At 68.5% G+C, this 19,443-nt stretch carries 19 protein-coding genes; 11 read left to right on the top strand and 8 right to left on the bottom strand.

Annotated features, from left to right (window positions below):
• Positions 1–43: 43 nt before the first annotated feature.
• Positions 44–871, bottom strand: coding sequence for a 3'(2'),5'-bisphosphate nucleotidase CysQ (gene cysQ, locus ACW17X_RS09190; protein ID WP_492096869.1), 828 nt, complete (start codon positions 869–871; stop codon positions 44–46).
• 108 nt (positions 872–979) lie between these two features.
• Between cysQ and chpT the strand changes: the two genes are divergently transcribed.
• The 3 genes from chpT to ACW17X_RS09175 all read left to right on the top strand — a co-directional run bounded on the left by chpT (position 980) and on the right by ACW17X_RS09175 (position 2,930).
• Complete coding sequence (chpT, locus tag ACW17X_RS09185; RefSeq protein ID WP_492096868.1) at positions 980–1,648, top strand: histidine phosphotransferase ChpT; 669 nt, start codon at positions 980–982, stop codon at positions 1,646–1,648.
• Between the two features lie 92 nt (positions 1,649–1,740).
• The gene (locus tag ACW17X_RS09180) at positions 1,741–2,118 is read left to right on the top strand and encodes a response regulator (RefSeq protein ID WP_492096867.1); all 378 of its coding nucleotides are present in this window, start codon (positions 1,741–1,743) and stop codon (positions 2,116–2,118) included.
• A complete protein-coding gene (locus ACW17X_RS09175) occupies positions 2,115–2,930 on the top strand; it encodes a CheR family methyltransferase (protein ID WP_492096866.1) in 816 nt (271 codons plus the stop codon). The genes ACW17X_RS09180 and ACW17X_RS09175 overlap by 4 nt, the downstream gene beginning before the upstream one ends.
• Before the next feature lie 18 nt (positions 2,931–2,948).
• Here ACW17X_RS09175 and cckA read toward each other — a convergent pair whose 3' ends face one another.
• The 7 genes from cckA to ACW17X_RS09140 all read right to left on the bottom strand — a co-directional run bounded on the left by cckA (position 2,949) and on the right by ACW17X_RS09140 (position 10,086).
• Positions 2,949–5,000, bottom strand: a complete 2,052-nt coding sequence (gene cckA / locus ACW17X_RS09170; protein WP_492096865.1) for a cell cycle histidine kinase CckA — start codon at positions 4,998–5,000, stop codon at positions 2,949–2,951.
• Positions 5,001–5,063: 63 nt separating this feature from the next.
• On the bottom strand, positions 5,064–6,140 hold the full coding sequence (flhB, locus tag ACW17X_RS09165) for a flagellar biosynthesis protein FlhB (RefSeq protein ID WP_492096864.1): 1,077 nt from the start codon (positions 6,138–6,140) through the stop codon (positions 5,064–5,066).
• Positions 6,133–6,918, bottom strand: coding sequence for a flagellar biosynthetic protein FliR (gene fliR / locus ACW17X_RS09160; protein ID WP_492096863.1), 786 nt, complete (start codon positions 6,916–6,918; stop codon positions 6,133–6,135). Before fliR ends, flhB begins: the two co-directional genes overlap by 8 nt.
• Before the next feature lie 4 nt (positions 6,919–6,922).
• Entirely contained in the window at positions 6,923–7,186 is a 264-nt protein-coding gene (gene fliQ, locus ACW17X_RS09155) for a flagellar biosynthesis protein FliQ (protein ID WP_008258892.1), read from the bottom strand.
• Positions 7,187–7,314: 128 nt separating this feature from the next.
• Entirely contained in the window at positions 7,315–8,319 is a 1,005-nt protein-coding gene (locus ACW17X_RS09150) for a hypothetical protein (protein ID WP_492096862.1), read from the bottom strand.
• Positions 8,320–8,386: 67 nt separating this feature from the next.
• A complete protein-coding gene (locus ACW17X_RS09145; RefSeq protein ID WP_492096861.1) occupies positions 8,387–9,154 on the bottom strand; it encodes an ABC transporter permease in 768 nt (255 codons plus the stop codon).
• Positions 9,154–10,086, bottom strand: coding sequence for an ABC transporter ATP-binding protein (locus ACW17X_RS09140; RefSeq protein ID WP_492096860.1), 933 nt, complete (start codon positions 10,084–10,086; stop codon positions 9,154–9,156). Before ACW17X_RS09140 ends, ACW17X_RS09145 begins: the two co-directional genes overlap by 1 nt.
• Positions 10,087–10,239: 153 nt before the next feature.
• Between ACW17X_RS09140 and ACW17X_RS09135 the strand changes: the two genes are divergently transcribed.
• The 8 genes from ACW17X_RS09135 to ACW17X_RS09100 all read left to right on the top strand — a co-directional run bounded on the left by ACW17X_RS09135 (position 10,240) and on the right by ACW17X_RS09100 (position 19,424).
• Positions 10,240–11,616, top strand: coding sequence for a hypothetical protein (locus ACW17X_RS09135; RefSeq protein ID WP_492096859.1), 1,377 nt, complete (start codon positions 10,240–10,242; stop codon positions 11,614–11,616).
• A gap of 17 nt (positions 11,617–11,633) precedes the next feature.
• Complete coding sequence (ccmI, locus tag ACW17X_RS09130) at positions 11,634–12,446, top strand: c-type cytochrome biogenesis protein CcmI (protein WP_492096858.1); 813 nt, start codon at positions 11,634–11,636, stop codon at positions 12,444–12,446.
• A gap of 70 nt (positions 12,447–12,516) precedes the next feature.
• A complete protein-coding gene (gene ccmE / locus ACW17X_RS09125; RefSeq protein ID WP_492096857.1) occupies positions 12,517–12,990 on the top strand; it encodes a cytochrome c maturation protein CcmE in 474 nt (157 codons plus the stop codon).
• Complete coding sequence (locus ACW17X_RS09120; RefSeq protein WP_492096856.1) at positions 12,987–14,975, top strand: heme lyase CcmF/NrfE family subunit; 1,989 nt, start codon at positions 12,987–12,989, stop codon at positions 14,973–14,975. Before ccmE ends, ACW17X_RS09120 begins: the two co-directional genes overlap by 4 nt.
• Positions 14,972–15,478, top strand: coding sequence for a cytochrome c-type biogenesis protein (locus tag ACW17X_RS09115; RefSeq protein ID WP_492096855.1), 507 nt, complete (start codon positions 14,972–14,974; stop codon positions 15,476–15,478). The genes ACW17X_RS09120 and ACW17X_RS09115 overlap by 4 nt, the downstream gene beginning before the upstream one ends.
• A gap of 105 nt (positions 15,479–15,583) precedes the next feature.
• A complete protein-coding gene (locus ACW17X_RS09110; protein WP_492096854.1) occupies positions 15,584–17,125 on the top strand; it encodes a Do family serine endopeptidase in 1,542 nt (513 codons plus the stop codon).
• Between the two features lie 68 nt (positions 17,126–17,193).
• Positions 17,194–17,865 carry a response regulator transcription factor gene (locus ACW17X_RS09105; RefSeq protein WP_492088006.1) on the top strand — a complete coding sequence of 224 codons (672 nt, stop codon included), beginning with the start codon at positions 17,194–17,196 and terminating at the stop codon, positions 17,863–17,865.
• Between the two features lie 140 nt (positions 17,866–18,005).
• Entirely contained in the window at positions 18,006–19,424 is a 1,419-nt protein-coding gene (locus ACW17X_RS09100; RefSeq protein ID WP_492096853.1) for a sensor histidine kinase, read from the top strand.
• Positions 19,425–19,443: the final 19 nt, after the last annotated feature.

Here is a 19,443-nt window from a genome sequence, read left to right as displayed (position 1 = left end):
GCCCGAAAGATGAAGGGAGAGAATCCTCTCCCGTCTCTCAGCGTCAGCCGCCCATGGCCACGAAGGGACCATTGAGGAACTTCGGCTTGCCGTAGGTCAGGCGCTGGCCGTCGTCGGCCAGGACGCGGCCGCCGGCCGCCTCCAGCACGGCCTGACCGGCCGCCGTATCCCATTCGGAGGTCGGGCCCGAGCGGGGATAGGCGTCGAACCGACCCTCGGCGATCAGGCAGAACTTCAGCGACGAGTCCGTGCCCTGCCAGCGGGTGCAGCCGTGGCGGGCGGCCAGGCGCGCGGCCTCTTCGTCGGAGACGCTGTGGCTCAGCAGGGCCATGCCCTCCTGCGGGCGGTCGCGCACCTTGATCGGCCGCCATTCGGCGCCGGCGTGGGCCTCGCCCTGCTGCTGCTCGCCGAACTGGCGGCGGAAGGCGCCCGCGCCGGGGATGTCGGTGCGCCAGGTGGTGCCCGTCGCGGGGGCTGTGACCACGCCCGCCACCGGATAGCCGGCGTGCATCAGGGCGATATTGACGGTGAAGGCCTCGCCGCCGCGCACGAATCCCTTGGTGCCGTCCAGCGGGTCGATCAGCCAGAACCAGTCGTCGGCGGAAGCCGGGGCGCCGTTCGCGGCCACGGCTTCCTCGGCCACCGTCTGGACGCCGGGATAGAGGGCGGCCAGCCGTTCGAGGATCAGGGCCTCAGCGGCGCGGTCAGCCTGGGTGACGGGGCTGTCGTCCGACTTGGTTTCGACAGCGGTGTCGTTGCGCCAGAAGGGCAGGATGACGCGCGCGGCGTCTTCGGCGATCTCGGCGATGGCCAAGGCCAGGGCGCCGGATTCGAGGTCTTGGGACAGGGTGTTGGTGGGGGAGGTCGTCATTAGGCGCTCGATAGACCATCACGGCGGTTCCATGAACCGGCAAATCACGTCAGCCTCGCGCGCGACACGAACTGTGACCTGAACGCCGACGAGAGTATGCTCGACTCCATGAATTCGACCGCCGCCGCCAAAGCCCCGCTGGACCTGCCCGTCGACGGAACTGAGCTGGCCACCTACATCGCCGCCAAGCTGTGCCACGACTTCATCAGCCCATCGGGCGCGATCGTTTCGGGCCTGGACCTGATGCGCGATCCCACGGCCCAGGACATGCGCGAGGACGCCCTGTCCCTGATCGAGCAAAGCGCCCGCAAGATGGTCTCCCTGGTGCATTTCGCCCGGGTGGCGTTCGGCGCCGCGACGACCAGCGAACGGTTCAACGCCCGCGAGCTTCAATCCCTGGTCGCCGCCATGACCGAGGGCGGCCGCGCGTCGCTGGACTGGCGGATCGTCGAGGGCGAGTTCTCCAAGCCCCAGGCGCGGGCCTTGATCAATCTGGCTTATCTGACCGTCGGCGCCCTGCCGATGGGCGGCAATGCGGTGATCCAGTCGCATGTCGAAGGCGGCGCCTTGGTTTTCGAGGGTTTCGCCGAGGGCGCGCGCGCAAGGCTGAAGCCTGAGGCGGTCACGGGCCTGGCCGGAGAGCGGCTGACGGAAGGTCTGGCGGGCCAGTGGATTCAGCCCTATTGGTTGTGGCTGACCGTCGTTCAGGCGGGCGGCGACCTGCAGACGACGGTCGAGGAAGGGCGGGTTTCTCTGATCGCGAGAATGCCGCTCTGAGGCGTTTCCAAACGACTCGTTAACTGGAATCGGGCGATGGTGCGGGACGCGTGACTTCTGTCGGAAGCCCAGCGCCCCTGGGGAGCCTCGCCTTGGATTTCAAAACCTGCCTCATCGTCGACGACAGCCGGATCATCCGCAAGGTGGCCCGCCGAATCGTCGAGGGTCTGGACTATGAAGTCGATGAGGCTGCGGACGGCGCCGAGGCCCTGGCCTATTGCACCGGCGTCATGCCCGATCTGCTGCTGATCGACTGGAACATGCCCGTGATGGACGGGCTGACCTTCCTACGCCGCCTGCGCGCCATGCCGGGCGGCGACAGGCCTAAGGTCCTGTTCTGCACCATTGAGACCCGACCCGAACGGATCGCCGAGGCCCTGGCCGCCGGGGCCGACGACTATGTGATGAAGCCGTTCGACGGCGAGATCCTGCAATCCAAATTGACGGAGGTCGGTGCGATCGCGGCATGACCCCCGAGGACTTCGACAGACTCCAAGGACTTTTGGCTACCCGCGCCGGCTATCGGCTGACGCGGGATCGCATCCACTTGGCCGAACACCGGCTGGGCCCGATCGCGCGCCGCGAAGGCTATGCCAATGTCGAGGCCCTGCTGACCAATCTCTGGGCCAATCCGGTCGCCTCCCTGGGCTGGGCCGTGATCGAGGCTCTGCTGAACGTAGAGACCTGGTTTCGCCGTGACCGTGCGCCCTTCGCAGTGCTTGAGAACGAGCTGCTGCCGGCCCTGAGCCGGGCGCGGCCCGGCGGCCGGGTCAGCGTCTGGTCTGCCGGCTGCTCGACGGGCCAGGAAGCCTGGTCCATCGCCATGGCCGGTCTGGACGCCGGAGTCGCCGTGGATCTGGTCGCCACCGATCTTTCCCAGCGTGCGATCGAGAAGGCGCGGTCCGGTCTCTATACGGGTTTCGAGATTCAGCGGGGCCTGACCGCCCATACCATGCTGCGCTGGTTCGAGCCGGCCGAGGACAACTGGCGGGTCCGTGACGAACTGGCCGACAGAGTGCGCTTCGCCCGCGCCAATCTGCTGGACGAGCCGGCGGACGAGGCCCGTTTCGACGTCATCTTCTGCCGCAATGTGCTGGCTGACATGGAGCCGTCGCGCAGGGCCCGCGTGCTGGACGGGCTGGAACGCAGGCTGGTCGACGACGGCTGCCTGTTCCTGGGCCTGAACGAACAGCTGGAAGGCGAAACCGTCGCCTTCCGCCCCGTCAGCGGCCGCCAGGGCCTGTACGTCAAATCACCCTCAGCCCTGCGCCGCGCCGCTTAGCGACCGGCGGCGGGCGTCTCAGCCCGCGTGCAGTTCCTGTTTCACCCTTTCCGCCAGGGTCTTGATGTCCAGCGGCTTGGGCAGGAAGGAGACGCCGACCTCGTCCTGAAGCAGGTCCGAGAAGTCGCTTTCGGCATAGCCCGAGATGAACATGACCGGGGCGTCGCCCAGGTATTTGCGCGCCTTCTTCAGCAGGGACGGTCCGTCAAGGCCGGGCATGATGACGTCGGAGATCATCATGTCGATCTGGCCCGCGTATTCCTCGGCCAGGATCAGGGCCTCCTCGCCGTCGGCGGCCTCGATCACCTCATAGCCGCGCTGGCGCAACAGGCGGGCGGCGATGCCGCGCACCGCATCCTCGTCCTCGACGAACAGGATGCGGCCGGCGCCCGACAGGTCGCGCGGCGCCTTGACCTTGACCTCGACCGGCTGGACCTCTGCCAGTTCCGCCTCGCCCGCCGCAGGCAGGAAGATGCGGAAGGCGGCGCCCATGCTCATGCCGTGGGGGCCTTCGATATTGCTGACCGAGATATGGCCGCCGGCCTGTTGCGCGATGCCGTAGACGGTGGCCAGGCCCATGCCGGTGCCCTCGTTCACCGCCTTGGTAGTGAAGAAAGGTTCGAAGATCTTGTCCACCAGTTCGGGCGGCACGCCGGGCCCGGTGTCGGACACCTCGATCAGGGCGACCTCGTCGGTCGGTGCGTCAGGCCAACCCAGCTGGCGGGCCTCGTTCCCGGTCAGGCGGCGTGTGGTGATGGTGACGACCGCGTCGCCGGGCTCGACCACGCCGCGCATGGCGTCGCGGGCATTGACGGCCAGGTTCATGACCGCCGTCTCCAGCTGGCTCTTGTCGGCCAGCACCACCGGCAGGTCGCGGCCGTAGTCGGTTTCCAGCCGCACGTCCTCACGCAGCAGACGGCGCAGCAGGACGGCGAACTCGCCGACCAGTTCGCCGAGGTCCAGACGTTCGCGCCGGACGGTGGACTTGCGCGAGAAGGCCAGAAGCTTGCGCACCAGGTCGGCGGCGCGGATAGCGGTCTGGCGGATTTCGTTCAGCCCCTCATACGAGGGATCGCCGACCGGATGCCGCTCCAGCAGGCCGGACAGCTGCAACTGGATGGCCGTCAGCAGATTGTTGAAATCGTGCGCCACGCCCCCGGCCAGCTGGCCCACGGCCTGCATCTTCTGGGCCTGGGACAGCTGCAGCTCCATCGACTTCTGCGCCGAGACGTCGAACAGCCAGATGCGTTTGCGCTCGCCTTCCGGCGCCACATAGAGGTGCAGCATCTTGTCGGGATAGGCTCGGGCGACCAGTTCGATGGGGCCGGACGAACCGGCCGCCAGCTTCACCCGGGCCTCGGCCAGGCCCATCGGCTCGAACAGATGGCCGAAGGCGGCGTCGCGGGCCGCGCCGGGACCGGTCAGGACAGCCAGGGCGGCGTTGGCCTCTTGCGCGCGGCCGGCGAACAGGTCGGCGCCGTCGATAACGGCCGAGCCGAACGGGGCGCCGGCGGCCATGGCGCGGGATTCGCCCGCCGCAGCGCCGTTCGTCGGCGCGGTAGCCGCGACCGGCACGGGCAGGACGGCCTCAGGCGCGACGCGCAGCAGGAAGCGGTTGTCGCCGGCCTTGCCGATCACGACCTCGACCTCGCGCTCTCCGATCTGGACGATGGCGTGGCCGGGCTCGCCTCGACGCGCCTGGGCGAAGGCCATGTACAGGGCCTGGGCCGACTTGCCGCGTGGCAGGGCGGTGATGGTGCCGTTGGCCTGGGCCCAGGCGCCGTTGAAGGCCAGCACCTGCCCCGTCTCCCACACCAGGGCCGCCGGCTCGGCCATGGCGTCCAGCATGTCGACGGCGACGTCGCTGGACGGCTTGACGGTTTCGGCGCGGCGGAAGCCGAACAGGCCGATCAGGGCGATCAGACCCGCCGTCACCAGCAGGATCATCCCCGGCGCCGACATCGGATTGGCCTTGAAGGCCGGATAGGCCAGGGCGGCGATGGCCACGACGACGCCGAACGCCGTCGCGACGGCGAGCAGGTCGAACGGAAGACGACGGGTGGACTTCATGCGGCCTCGCGAATCAGTGGTCTGAATCATACCCCCAAATCGGGCCTGGGGCCTTACTGGGTCTTACCGGCGTTTCCGGGACTGGAAGACGAAGCCGATGATCTTGGCGGCGGCTTCGAAATGTTCCTTGGGAATGACGGCGTCGATCTCGACCGAGGCGTAGAGGGCGCGGGCCAGCGGCACGTTCTCGACGATCGGCACATTGTGTTCCTTGGCCACTTCGCGGATCCGCAGCGCCAGGGCGTCGACGCCCTTGGCCACACACACCGGCGCCCCGTCACCCTCGCTGGGTTCGTAGCGCAGGGCCACCGAATAGTGGGTCGGGTTGGTGACGATGACCGTGGCCTTGGGCACATTGGCCATCATCCGCTGGCGGCTGCGTTGCATGCGGATCTGCTTCAGCTTGGCCTTTACGTGAGGGTCGCCTTCGGACTGTTTGTAGTCTTCTTTCAGCTCTTCCTTGGTCATCCGCATCCGCTTGGCGAAGCGCATCTTTTGCCAGATGAAGTCGGCCCCGGCCGTCGCGCCCAGAAGGATGATGGCCGCGATAATCAAGGCTAGGCTCATGTCCCGCGCCAGCGGCAGCAAGGCGGCGGGGCTCAGCGTCACCATGTTTTCGAACTCGCGAACATGGGGCTTCAGCACCATCCAGCAGACGACGCAGACCGCGATCAGCTTCAGGAAGGTCTTGACGAACTGCATCAGACCGTCGGGTCCGAAAATCCGCTTGAAGCCCGACATCGGGTTCACCGCCGACCATTGCGGCTTCAGCTTTTCGGCTGTGAATATCAGGCCCGACTGAGCCAGATGTCCGCCCGCGCCGCCCAGAATGGTCGCCAGCATCACCGCCCCCAGAAAGGGGGTCATGGCCCACAGGGCTTTGGCCAGGATCTGCGTCCCGGCGCCGGAATCCAGCATGCCCAGCATCTGGTGCGGCTGGGCGATGAAGGGCAGCAGCTGTTGCGCCATCGACCCGGCGAACCATCCCCCGGATCCCAGGACTACGGCCGCCGCCCCGGCCAGGGACAGAACCTGTCCGACGTCCTGGGACTTGGCGACGTCGCCTTTCTTGCGCGCTTCCTCGAGTTTTCGAGGGGTGGCGTCTTCTGTTTTCGACTCGGGGTCGGTGTCGTCAGCCACCCGCCCCTCCCCCGAAGGCGCCGGCCGCGAACACCTCGGCGAGGCGGCGGTAGCGGTCGATGAAGACGGTGCCCAGGGCGCCCAGGCTGAGCGCGAAGATCGACAGGCCCAGGATGACGCTCAGAGGCGCGGCGGCGAAATAGACCTGGAACGAGGGCATGACCCGCGCAATCAGGCCCGAGGCCAGGTTGAAGATCAGGGCGAACACCAGAACCGGCGCCGACAGCTGCACCCCCAGCAGAAAGCTGTCGCCCAAGGTCCGCACCGCCATTTCGGTGAAGTCGCTCATGATCAGGGGCTTGGCCGGGGCAATCAGTTCGTAGGAGCCGACCATGCCGGCGATGAACAGATGATCGGTGTTGGTGGCGAAAATCAGCGTCACCCCGAACAGCATCAGGAACGAGGAGATGGTCGATCCGGGCGCGGCCTGGAGGGGGTTGGCGGTCTGGGCGAAGCTGAGGGTGGTCTGAAGCGACACGATCTCGCCCGCCGTCGTGAGGGCGGTCAGGAACATCCGCAGCAGCATGCCGATCATCAGGCCGACGACCACTTCGCGGATGATCCATCCGGCCATGCCGCCTACGGTTTCGGGCAGGCCCGGCAGAGTTCCGCGCACCACCGGCCACAGGGCCAGGCTGATGACCAGGGCCAGGGACAGGCGTACGCGCGGCGGGACATAGGTCTCGCCGAAGCCGGGGATGACCATCAGCATCGCCCCGATCCGGGCGAAGATCAGCCCGCCGGCCCAGACCTGATCGGCGGTGGCGTAGGCCTCCACCCGTCTACATGCCCGCGATGCGGGCCGCGATCTGGCGCATGAAGCCGCCCAGCAGAGCGCCCATCAGCGGCAGGAACAGCAACAGGGAGACGAAGATGGCGATGATCTTGGGCGCATAGATCAGGGTCTGTTCCTGGATCTGCGTCAGGGCCTGGAACAGGCCGATCACCACGCCGACGACCAGGCCGACCAGCAAGACCGGCAGGCACAGCTGGATCGTCAGCCAGATGGCGTCGCGCCCCACATCCAGAACTTCCGCGCCGTTCATCGCCACAGGCTCCCGCAAATCACTGGGCAGAAAATGCCGGGAAGATGGTTAACGGGAGAATAACCAAGTTGAAGGAAGCGGCGGCCCTGGCTTTCTCCGCCGCCCTGAAGCCGTCAATCCGAGCGCGGTCAGTCCAGCGGCTGCGGCCGCGTCACGACGGGGGCGTCCGGGTCCGTCTGGGTCGGGCGAGCGGCGGTCGGCGCGGGGACTATCACAACCTGGGGCGGCTGAGCGGTCGTCGGCGCAGGTTGGGACGGCGTGGCGACGGTCGGAGCAGGGGGCGGGGCGGGCTGGGTCGTCGGTGGCGTTTGCGTTCTGTTTGGAGCGCTCGTCGGGTTGGGAGCCGACGCCGTCGGCCGGGGCGTCGCGGCGCCGGCCGCGGCGGTTTCGACCGCCGCCGACTCGACGGGCGGGGCGGGCGGAGGCGTCTCGGCGACCGGCGTGATAGGGGCGGGGGCCGTAGCCGCCGGCGCAGCGGCGGGTGCGGCGTTCAGCGGCGCTGCAGGCTCGGGCGCGGCACGCAGCGCGAACCACAGGCCGCCGCCGACGATCAGGGCGGCTGCCGCGCCTAAACCGATATAGGCCGGCAGTCGGGAGGCCCTTCGGGTCGGGCGGGCGATGCCGGGCGATACCACAGGGGCGGGTTCGGGCTTCTCAACAACTGGGGCGCTCGCCGGGACGGGCGGCGTGGGGTCTGCCGCTCCCTGGGGCGCAGGCGTCGGCGCGGGCTCCGGCGCTGCGCTGGGCAGGGGACGCACCGTCAGATCGACATCGGCCGCCGCCTGAACGGCGGGCTTGGGCGGGACGGTGGACGGCGTCGGCAGGGGGGCGGATGCGGGGCGAGCCTGGGGGATCAACGAGCCGCTCAGTATTCCGGCGCCGGGGCGCGGCGCTGGCGTCGCCCGACGGGCTTGCGCCCGCTGCGGTTGCGCCGCTTGAGCTTGACCCAACGGCGTCTTCAACGGCGGCCGATTGGGAATCCGATCCAGCGGGTTGGGCGCGACCGGCACAGGGCCGACATGGAAGGTGGTCGTGGGCATCCGGCCCCAGGTCACCTGTTTGCGCTGGAACGGCTCCGGCGTCGACCCCGCGGGTGCGGTCGGTTCAGTCGGGCTCTTGGCGTCGTCGGACATGCTACTCTACTCGCAGGCGATCTAGCCGGTTTCGTGACGGCTCTGGCGGAGCGTCAGGTCGTGTTCGTCAGGCCTTCAGTCGATAACCGGTCTTGAACATCCACATGACCACGGCCAGGCACAGGGCGAAGAAGCCCAGGGTCGCGGCCACGCTGATCCCGATCGCCACGTCGCCCGCGCCGTAGAAGGTCCAGCGGAAGCCCGAGATCAGATAGACTACCGGGTTGAACAGGGCGACCGTGCGCCAGCCCTCGGGCAGCATGTCGATCGAATAGAAGGATCCGCCCAGGAAGGTCAGGGGCGTCACGATCAGCATCGGAATGAAGTTCAGCTGTTCGAAACTCCCGGCCCAGATACCGATGATGAAACCGAACAGGCTGAAGGTCACCGAGATCAGCACCAGCATGGCCAGCATCATGACCGGGTGCAGCACCTGCAGCGGGACGAACAGGGCCGCGGTCGCCAGGATGATCAGGCCCAGCACAGCCGACTTGGTCGCCGCCGCTCCGACATAGGCCAGCACCACCTCCAGCGACGACACCGGCGCCGACAGGATCTCGTAGATGGTGCCGGTGAATTTCGGGAAATAGATGCCGAAAGAGGCGTTGAAGATCGACTGGGTGAACAGGCTCAGCATGATCAAGCCCGGCACGATGAAGACGCCGTAGGCGACGCCGTCGACCGCCTCCATCCGACCGCCGATCGCGCTGCCGAAGACGACAAAATACAGGGCGGTGGTGATCACCGGCGTGACCACGCTCTGCCACAGGGTGCGCAGGGCCCGCGCCATCTCGAACCGATAGATGGCCCAGACGCCATGTCCGTTGAAGTTCATCAGGCGGCCTCCCCGTCGCGGTGGACCAGGCTGACGAAAATGTCTTCCAGCGAGCTCTGGCGGGTGTTCAGATCCTTGAAGCCGATGTTCAGCCGTTCCAGCCGGCGGATCAGCGACGGCACGCCGGTGTCGTCGGCCTGGGCGTCGAAACTGTATTCCAGCTCGCCCCCGTCTGCGTTCAACGTCAGGTCCCAGTCCGACAGTTCAGCCGGCAGGGCGGCCAGTGGTTCGATCAGGTTCAGGGTCAGGGTCTTCTTGCCCAGCTTCTTCATCAGGGCGGTCTTTTCCTCGACCAGGATCAGTTCGCCCTTCAGGATCACGCCCACCCGATCAGCCATCTCCTCGGCCTCTTCGATATAGTGGGTGGTCAATATGATGGTGACGCCGCGCTCGCGCAGTTTGCGGACCATGGCCCACATGTCACGGCGCAGCTCGACATCAACCCCGGCGGTGGGTTCGTCCAGGAACAGGATGTCCGGCTCGTGGCTCAGGGCCTTGGCGATCATCACGCGGCGCTTCATCCCGCCCGACAGGGTCATGATCTTGGCGTCGCGCTTGTCCCACAGCGACAGGTCTTTCAGGATCTGCTCAATCAGGGCCGGGTTGCCCGGCTTGCCGAACAGGCCCCGGCTGAAGGTGACGGTGGCCAGGACGGTCTCGAAGGCGTCGGTGGTCAGCTCCTGCGGCACCAAGCCGATCTTGGTGCGGGCGGCGCGGAAATCCTTGCGGATGTCGTGACCGTCGGCGACCACCGTCCCCGTCGTGGCGTTGACGATGCCGCAGACGATGGAGATCAGGGTGGTCTTTCCCGCCCCGTTTGGACCCAGCAGGGCGAAGATCTCGCCCTTTTCTATGGTCAGATCGACGCGTTTCAGCGCCTGAAGCCCGGACTTGTAGGTCTTGGTCAGGCCTTGGATCTCGATAACCGGCATCGGCGCTCCGTAATCCGAGACTCTCGCGCCCGGCGTCGTGGCGCGAATATGGCGTTCCGTCGTCCGGGCTCAAGGGGGGCGCACGTCGAGAAGCCGTTGTTAACCGAAAGCAGGCACGGTGTCGTCTTCGACGCCCTTTGACGGGAGCGCCCATTGTCCTCGCTGTCCGCCGCCCATCGCGCCGCCCTTCAGGCGGTGGTTCAGGCCGCGCCGGACGTCGCCCTGGCGAAGCTGGGCGCGGCCGTGCCCGCCTTGGGCGGAGACAAGGCGGCGGAATTGGCGGTCATGATCGTGCAGGAGGCGCGCGACCGCGCCCGCCGCGATACAGCCTTTGCGCCCGTGCTGCCCCTGTTCCAACCGCGATTGGACGCCACTCCGTCCCTGGTCTTCCCGTCCTTCCTTCTGGCGCGGATATGGCGCGAGGCCAAAAAGGACGAGGAGGCGCTTCTCAGTTTGCTGGACGGGGCCGGTCCCTCTCACGGGGAATGGACCCTGGTCGCGGACCGGCTGTGCGCCCATGCGGCGGCGGTGCTGCGGGATCGACCCGGCGAGGTCTGGCCGGAGTATCGCAAGCCCCAGGCGGACGCGCCGCCCGCGACCCCGACCGAACTGGCTGGCTGTTTCGACCTGGTCCCCCTGGCGCGCAGCGCCCTGCCGCGCCTGCCGGCTTGGCTGGAGCGACCCGACGCCAATCAGCTGGCGGGGCTAAGGCTGCTGATCCAGGACGCCATGGCGGTGTCCCCGGAGGGCGGGCGGCGGATGATCGACATCCTGTTCGCCCACGTCGCCGACGCAGAACGGATGCTTCGGGTCGTCACCCAAACCAGCCGGCTGGCCGACAGCGAGTTCGTTCTGAGCCATTCGGACATGGGGGTCTTCGTCGAACGCCTGCTGGCTTCGGTCCAGACGCGTGGTCAGCGGATCGCCGCCGCCCGGCCATTGCAGGACGAGACAGCCATGGCCGAGGTCGTCGCTGATGTGGCCTGGTGCGCCGGGGTTCTCGCCGAGATGGACCTGACCCTTCAGGTGCGGCCCGACTCCCCCTGGGGGCGGGCGGCGCGGATGTCGCGGGTCCAGGTCGTGGGCCAGCTCTCGGGCCTGATGAAGTCCACCTCAGTCGCCGTTCACGCCGCGCTGCCGATGAAGCGTCAGGTCATAACCGGTCGCATGACCCGCCAGTGTCCCTGGTTGGAGGCGCCGGCCAAGGGCGAACCCATCGAGGCGGCGGCGGCTCTGTTGTCGGCGGTCTCCAGCCTGCGCGGCGCGGCCAACACCTTCGGCTGCGAGGCGGACCGAATGGCGTTGAAGACCGAGCTGACCGACTATCTGTCCACCTGGGCTAATGAGGCGCTGGACAGCGTGGCGGACGGGGATGTCGAGGATCCGGACCAGGCCCTGCGGTTGATCGGGGTGGCCGCGCGCTTCCTGACCCTGCTCGATGCGCTGGAGGCGGCGCGGGCGGTGCGACGACGCGCCGCCGCCGCCGAGGCCCTGCGGGCGACGAGAGAGGCCTCGCCCGGCGTCGTCTGATGCGATAGACGGCGGGGATGATCGTCTTCTGGATAATGACCGGCCTGGCGGCGGCGATGGCCGGGCTGCTGGTGCTGACCGGGGCGCGACGCGGGGCCGATACGGCTGCGGCCGGCGAGGCCGAGATTGGCGGGCGGGAACTGGACGAACTGGATCGGCTGAAGGCGCGGGGTCTGCTGGACGAGGCGGCGCATGCTGCGGCTCGGGCCGAGGCGGGCCGCCGACTGCTGGTGGGGCCGGCCGTGACGGCGCCGGTCGTGGGGCGGCGTGACCGCGTCTGGGTGCTGGCCGGGATTGCGGCGGCGACGGCGGGGGCCCTGGCCCTCTATGTTGCGACGGGATCGCCCGGCTTGCCGGACCAGGAGTATGAGCGGCGGGTCGATGACTGGGCCGCCAATCTAGAGGGTCTTGAGCCGGCGCAGCTGGCGGCGGTGACGGCGCGGGTCGCGCGGGACAATCCCGAAGATCGTCAGGCCCTGGCCATGCTGGGCGCGGCCCGGTTCGCGGCCGACGACCCGTTGGGCGCCGCCTCGGCCTTTCGCCGGCTGATCGAACTGGAGCCGACCGACGCCCAAGCCTGGGCGCGGCTGGGCGAAAGCCTGGTGCGGGCCAATGACGGCCGGATCGGCGGCGACGCCGAGGCCGCCTTCCGCGAGGCGGTGCGGCTGGACCCGGACCAGTTGGGCGCGCGCTTCTTTCTGGGGCAGGCGGCGTTCGAGCGGGGCGATGCGGCGGCGACGCGCGCCCAGTGGACGCCGTTGATCGCCGCCCTGGACCCGGCCGATCCGCGTCGCCAGGATTTGGAACGCCGCCTGCCGAGGGCGCAATGACGCGTTGGCGCGGGGCGCAGGCCCCTATAGACGGAAAGAAAATTCCGTCGGGGAGCGGGACCGCAAACCCATGAGCTGGCTGCCGAAATCGCCGAAGGCGCGTCGTCGCCTGTGGGTCGTCGCGGCCGTGGCCCCGATCCTGGCCCTGGCGGTCGGCCTGTCGCTGTGGGCCATGCAGGACAGCGTGACCTTCTTCTATTCCCCGTCCGAGGCCACCGCCGACAAGGCGCCGGAGGGCCGCGACATTCGTCTGGGCGGCCTGGTCGAGACCGGCAGCGTGCAGAAATCCGGCGACGGCCTGGTCGTCTTCACCGTCACCGACAATATCGCTGCGACCCAGGTTCAGTATCACGGCGACCTGCCCGACCTGTTCCGCGAAGGCCAGGGGATTGTGGCCCAGGGATCGTTCGGCGCCGACCGGGTTTTCCACGCCAGCCAGGTCCTGGCCAAGCACGACGAAAACTATATGCCGCGCGAGGTCGCCGATCGGATCAAGGCCAAGGGCGAGTGGCGGCCGGAGACACAAGGGACCAAGCCCCTGTGATTGCTGAACTCGGGGCCTTCGCCCTCTCTCTGGCTCTGGCCCTGTCGATCCTGCAGACGGCCTTGTCGGCGGCGGGACGGGCCCGGCGCAGTCCCGTGCTGGCCGGCGCGGCGCAAGGCGCGGCCTTGGCGGCGGCGGGCGCGGTGGCTCTCAGTTTCGCGGCCCTGATCTACGCCTTCGTCGTCTCCGACTTCTCGGTCTCCAACGTCGCGGCCAACAGCCACACCGACAAGCCGATGCTGTACAAGGTCGCCGGCGCCTGGGGCAGTCACGAGGGGTCGCTGCTGCTGTGGTGCCTGGTCCTGACGGTCTTCGGCGGAGCCTTGGCTCGAGCCCGCGGCCTGCCGTTCGGGCTGAAGGCCTCGGCCGTGGCGACGCAAGGGGCGCTGGGCTCGCTGTTCCTGGCTTTCGCCGTCTTCACCTCCAGCCCCTTCACCCGCCTGAACCCGGCGCCCTTGCAGGGGGCGTCGCTGAATCCGCTGTTGCAGGATCCGGCCCTGGCCGTCCATCCGCCGCTGCTCTACGCGGGCTATGTCGGTTTCTCCGTCTGCTTCTCCCTGGCGGTCGCCGCCCTTATCGAGGGACGGGCCCAGACCGCCTTCTGGCCCGCCTGGGGCCGGTGGGTGCGGCCCTGGGCCCTGGCCAGCTGGGCCTTTCTGACCGTAGGCATCACCCTGGGCTCTTTCTGGGCCTATTATGAGCTGGGCTGGGGCGGCTGGTGGTTCTGGGATCCGGTTGAGAACGCCAGTTTCATGCCCTGGCTGGCGGGCGCGGCCCTGCTGCACAGCGCGGTGGTGACCGAACGGCGCGGGGCGCTCGCGGGGTGGACCGTCTTCCTGGCCCTGCTGGCCTTCAGCTTCTCCATGCTGGGCGCCTTCCTGGTGCGGTCGGGGGTGCTGACCAGCGTTCACGCCTTCGCCGTCGATCCCCAGCGCGGCCTGATGCTGCTGGCCATCCTGGGCCTCACGGCCGGCGCCGCCTTCGCCCTGTTCGCCTGGCGCGCGCCCCAGCTGAAGGGCGGCGGCCTGTTCGCCCCCGTAAGCCGCGAGGGCGCGCTGGTGCTGAACAATCTGTTCCTGACGGCGGCGGCGGCGACCGTCTTGCTGGGCACCCTCTATCCGTTGATCCTGGAGGCCGCGTCCGGCGCGACCATCTCGGTCGGCCCGCCCTATTTCGCCGCCACCTTCGTTCCGCTGATGACGGTCGCCTTCATCATCCTGCCGGCTGGTCCCTTGCTGGCGTGGAAACGCGGCGACCTGACCGGAGCCATGCAAAGGCTGACCGTCGCGGCGGGGCTGGCCCTGGTTTCGGCCCTGACCGCCTACGCCCTGTGGGAGCCCAGGAAGGCGCTGGCCGCCGCCGGGATCGGCCTGGGCGCCTGGCTGATCCTGGGTTCGCTGGCCGAGGTCGCCGAACGGGCGCGCCTGTTCCGCGCCTCGGGCGCCGAGACCCTGCGTCGCCTGAAAGGTTTGCCCCTGGGCGCCTGGGGCATGAGCCTGGCCCACCTGGGCCTGGGCGTCTTCATCCTGGGGGCGGTGGTTGAGACCGGCTTCAAGGCTGAGGCCGCGCGCGCCCTTTCCCTGGGTCAGAGCGTCTCCGCCGGTCCCTGGACCGTGACCCTGGATCAGGTTCGCGTGGTTGAGGGCCCGAACTATCTGGCGGAACAGGGCCGGCTGACCGTGCGGCCGTCCGACGACCGGGGCCGGGCGAAGACGGTGACGGCCGAGCGCCGCTTCTTCCCCGCCGGGGGGCAGACGACGACCGAGGTGGGCCTGGATTTCCGGGGGCCGGACGACGTCTATGTGGTGATGGGCGAGCGGGCGGGAACGCCCGAACAACCGGCCTGGGTGGTGCGCCTGTACTGGAACCCGTGGGCGCGGCTGATCTTCCTCGGGCCGATGATCATGGCGTTCGGGGGGCTTTTGTCCCTGCTGGACCGCCGGCTGCGTCTCGGCGTCGGGCCGCGTCGAAGGAAGACGGCGTGAGGCGGCTGTCGATCCTGCTCGCCGCGCCCGTCCTGGCGATCATGCTCACGGCGGCCGAGCCCCCGGCAGCGCCCGACCGACCGCTGAGCGACCCGGCCCAGGAGGCCCGCGCCCAGGCCCTGTTCAAGGACGTCCGCTGCGTCGTCTGCCAGCACGAGGCCATCGCCGACAGTCCGGCGGGCGTCGCCGGCGACATGCGCCGCCTGATCCGCGAGGAAATCGCGTCCGGCGCCTCCGACCAGGCGGTGCGCGACGACCTGGTGCGGCGGTTCGGCGACTATGTGCTGTTCACCCCGCCGGTAAGAGCCGGGACCTGGCTGCTGTGGTTCGGCCCCTTCGGACTGGTTGCGCTGGCCGCGCTGGTCCTGGCGCTGCGCGCACGCCGCCCGACGCCTGAGGCCGCGCCGCTTTCGCCGGACGAGGAACGGCGGCTGGACGAAGTTCTCCGAAATGAGAAGCTTCGCCGCGATCTGGACGCAACCTCGCCTCACGACGGGCGCTAGTCGAGATCATCCATCGAACGCCGGAATTGGCGTCAGGGCCGTTCGGCCTATATCAATCGCGAAGACGAGGCGGTTTCGCCCCGACAAAGGATCGCAAGGACCACGATGCTGAAGCGTAAAGAGTTCATTCTCGGGGCCGCGGCCGGCCTGACCCTCGCGGCGGCGGCGACTGCGGGCGGGGTCATCAACTGGCCCGGCGCCCATGCCGACCCCCAGGCTGTGAATCGGATCACCCCCGTCCCGGCCAACGGCGACAGCTTCTCGCCCCCGCCCGGCGCGCCCAACAGTTTCGCCAACATCTTCGAACAGGTCGCCCCCGCCGTCGTTCAGATCGATGTGACGGTCAAGGTCGATCAGCCCCAGGGTTCCTTCCAGATCCCCGGCCTGCCGTTCCAATTCGTTCCGCCCCAGGGCCGGGGCGGCGAAGGCGAGGACGCCGAGCCCCAGACGACCCAGGGCGCCGGTTCCGGCTTCTTCATCTCGCAGGACGGTTTCATCGTCACCAACAACCACGTCGTCGCAGACGCCACCGAGATCAAGGTCAAGATGTCGGACGGCCGTGAGCTTCCGGCACGGCTGGTGGGGCGCGACGAGGCGACGGACCTAGCGGTGATCAAGGTCGATGGCGACAACTTCAAATACGTCAGCTTTGAAGAGACGGCCGATCCGCGCGTCGGCGACTGGGTCATCGCCATCGGCAACCCGTTCGGCCTGGGCGGCACGGCGACCGCCGGCATTGTTTCGGCCAAGGCGCGCGACATCGGCGGACGCGAAAGTCCCTATACCGACTTCCTTCAGATCGATGCCGCCATCAACCGGGGCAATTCGGGCGGTCCGACCTTCGATGTCCACGGCCGGGTCATAGGCGTGAACTCCGCGATCCTTTCGCCCACGGGCTCATCGGTCGGCATCGGCTTCGCCATCCCCGCTGAAACGGCCAAGCGGATCACCACGCAATTGATGCGCGGCGAAACGATCGAGCGTGGCTATTTGGGCGTCCAGATCAGCACCCCGACCGCCGAGGAACTGGCGGCCCTGGGCCTGCCGGAAAATCAGAAGGGCGCTCTGGTGTCCAACGTAACGCCGGACGGCCCGGCGGATCGCGCCGGTCTGCGGTTCAGCGATCTGATTGTGTCCCTCAACGGCGAGACGATCGACACCTCGACCAAGCTGACGCGTATGGTCGGTTCCGCCAAGCCGGGCGACACCCTGCGGATGGAAGTGCTGCGCGACGGTCGCCGTCAAACCATCACGGCCCGGTCCACCAAGCGTCCGTCGGAGACCGAACTGAACAGCCAGGATGGAAGCAGCAGCGGCGGCGACGCGCCCAGCACGACGCCCGGCGCCTCGGCGACGGTTGAAGGCCTTACCGTCGCGCCGCTGACGCCGGCGCTGCGTCAGCGTCTTGGCGCACCCGCCTCCGTGGAGGGGTTGGCGATCACTGGCGTCGCCAACGGCGTTGATCCGCGGCTGTCGCAGGGCGTGGTGATCCAGCAGGTCCAGAACACCCCGGTCCGAACGGTCGAGGAGTTCCGGAACGCCGTCAACGCGGTCAGGGCTTCGGGCCGGCCGGGCGCCTATCTGCTGATTTGGGCGCGGGGCGCGGGGAATGTGCCCTATGTCCTGGAGCTTAAGAAAGCTGACTAAGCCGTAACTCACTGAATCGCCGCCGATGCGCTACCATCGGCGGCGATTTTGATTCCGGGAGGGGTTCCATGCGGATTTTGGTGGTCGAGGACGACGCCGAGGCGGCGACGGCCATGGTGCGAGGGCTGTCCGAAGCGGGGCATGACGTGACCCATGCCGTGGACGGGGCGTTCGGCCTGCTGGAGACCCAGAAGGGCGGCTACGACGTCTATGTGGTCGACCGGATGATGCCGCGCCTGGACGGCGTCGGCATGGTCGAGACCGTCCGCAAGGGCGGGGACCAGACCCCGGTCCTGTTCCTGTCGGCCCTGGGCGAGGTCGAGGACCGGGTCACGGGCCTGAAGGCCGGCGCCGACGACTATCTGGTCAAGCCCTACGCCTTCGCCGAACTGATCGCCCGGGTCGAGGCCCTGTCGCGCCGTCGCGAGACCGGCGGGGTGCAGACCGTGCTGAAGGTCGGCGACCTGGAGATGAACCTGATCGCCCGCACGGTTCACCGGGGCGAGACCGAGATCGACCTCCAACCCCGCGAGTTCCAGCTGCTGGAATTCCTGATGCGCCACGCCGGCCAGTCGGTGACCCGCACCATGCTGCTGGAGAAGGTGTGGGAATATCATTTCGACCCCCAGACCAACGTCATCGACGTCCACATCAGCCGCCTGCGCTCCAAGATCGACAAGGGCTTCGACAAGGCCATGCTCCAGACCGTGCGCGGCGCGGGCTATCGGTTGGAGGCGTAGACGTCGGTGGCGAGGGGGTGAAGAGTGCGAGTGAGCAAGAAGTGAGCTGCGATGTCGATGAAGGTCGCGGCCTCGCTCACCCCTTGCTCACTTGCACTCCTCACTAACCCCCGCCGCCGACAGCCGCCCGCTATCCCCTGATGCGCCTTCCCTCCCTCCTTCGCCGCACGCCCTTCCGGCTGACGCTGCTGTTCCTGGCCCTGTTCGTGGCGGCGGCGGGGGCGATCCTGGCCTATGTCTATTTCGCCTCGGCGTCGGAGGCCCAGGCGCGGGCGCGGACGGATGTGGAGACCGAGCTTGAGGCCCTGATCGCCGTCCACCGCACGCGCGGGATCGACGCCCTGAACCAGGCCCTGGTCGAACGGACCATCCGGGGCGGTCCCTATCTGTATCTGCTGACCGGGCCGGACGGGAAGATCGTCACCGGCAACCTGTCCGTCATGCCCTTCGATCTGGAAGAGGCGCCGCAAGTCGGGCGGGGGGAGTGGAGCACCTTCCGTCTGACCAGCACCGATCCCGACGGTCGCGTGCAAACTCGCCGCTCCATCGGGGTGATCATGCCGCTGGCAGGCGGCGACACCCTGCTCGTCGGCGAGGATATCGGTGGGATCGAGGAATATCTGTCGCGCCTGACCCAGGCCCTGTGGGGCGCCATGGGCTTGGTCATGTTGCTGGGGCTGGCGGGCGGCCTCTATATCAGCCGCCGGGTCGAAAGCGCCATGGGCGGGCTGAACCGTGTCGTCCAGGCGGTGCAGGACGGCGATCTGAAGCAACGCGCTGTCATCCGCCACACCGGCGACGAGCTGGACGAGCTGGGCCAGGGGCTGAACACCATGCTGGACCGGCTGGAGGGATCGATGGCCTCGATCCGCCACGCCGGTGACGCCATCGCCCACGACCTGCGCTCGCCGCTGACGCGGATGCGGGCCAAGCTGGAGGTGGCCCTGATCGACGCCGAGGCGGGCAAGATTGACGGGGTCGACGCCCTGGGCATCGCCCTGGACGAGGCCGACCATCTGCTGAAGACCTTCAACACCGTCCTGGCCATCGCCCGTCTGCAAGCCGGGGGCGCGCCGGACCCCAAGCTCATGGACGCCGCCGAACTGGCCGCCGACATGGCCGAGCTTTACGAACCGGCGGCCGAGGACAAGTCCATCGACTTCTCGTCCGAGGTCGAGACCGGCCTGATGATCGAGGGCAACCAGCCCTTCCTGGCCCAGGCCCTGGCCAATCTGATCGACAACGCCATCAAATACACCCCGGCCGGCGGGGCGGTGAAGCTGCGGGCGCGGCGGCGGTCGTCGGGCGAGATCGAATATTCGGTCACCGACACCGGCCCCGGCGTGCCGGAAGAGGACCGCGAGCGCGTGGTCCAGCGCTTCGTGCGCCTGGACAACAGCCGCACCGAGCCGGGCTCCGGCTTGGGCCTGTCGCTGGTCACGGCGGTGGCCGAGGCCCACGGCGGCCGGGTGGTGCTGGACGAAGGCCCCGGCGCCTATGACGGCTTCGGACCGGGCCTGCGGGTGGCGCTGGTGCTGCCCCCGGCGAGCCAGAATTAGATATTTCCGCTCATCCCGG

It is taken from the genome of Brevundimonas sp. FV1ye4L (assembly GCF_058681255.1).
The sequence above is the reverse complement of the archived record's forward strand: the minus strand, read 5'-3'. Positions and strand labels throughout refer to the sequence as shown.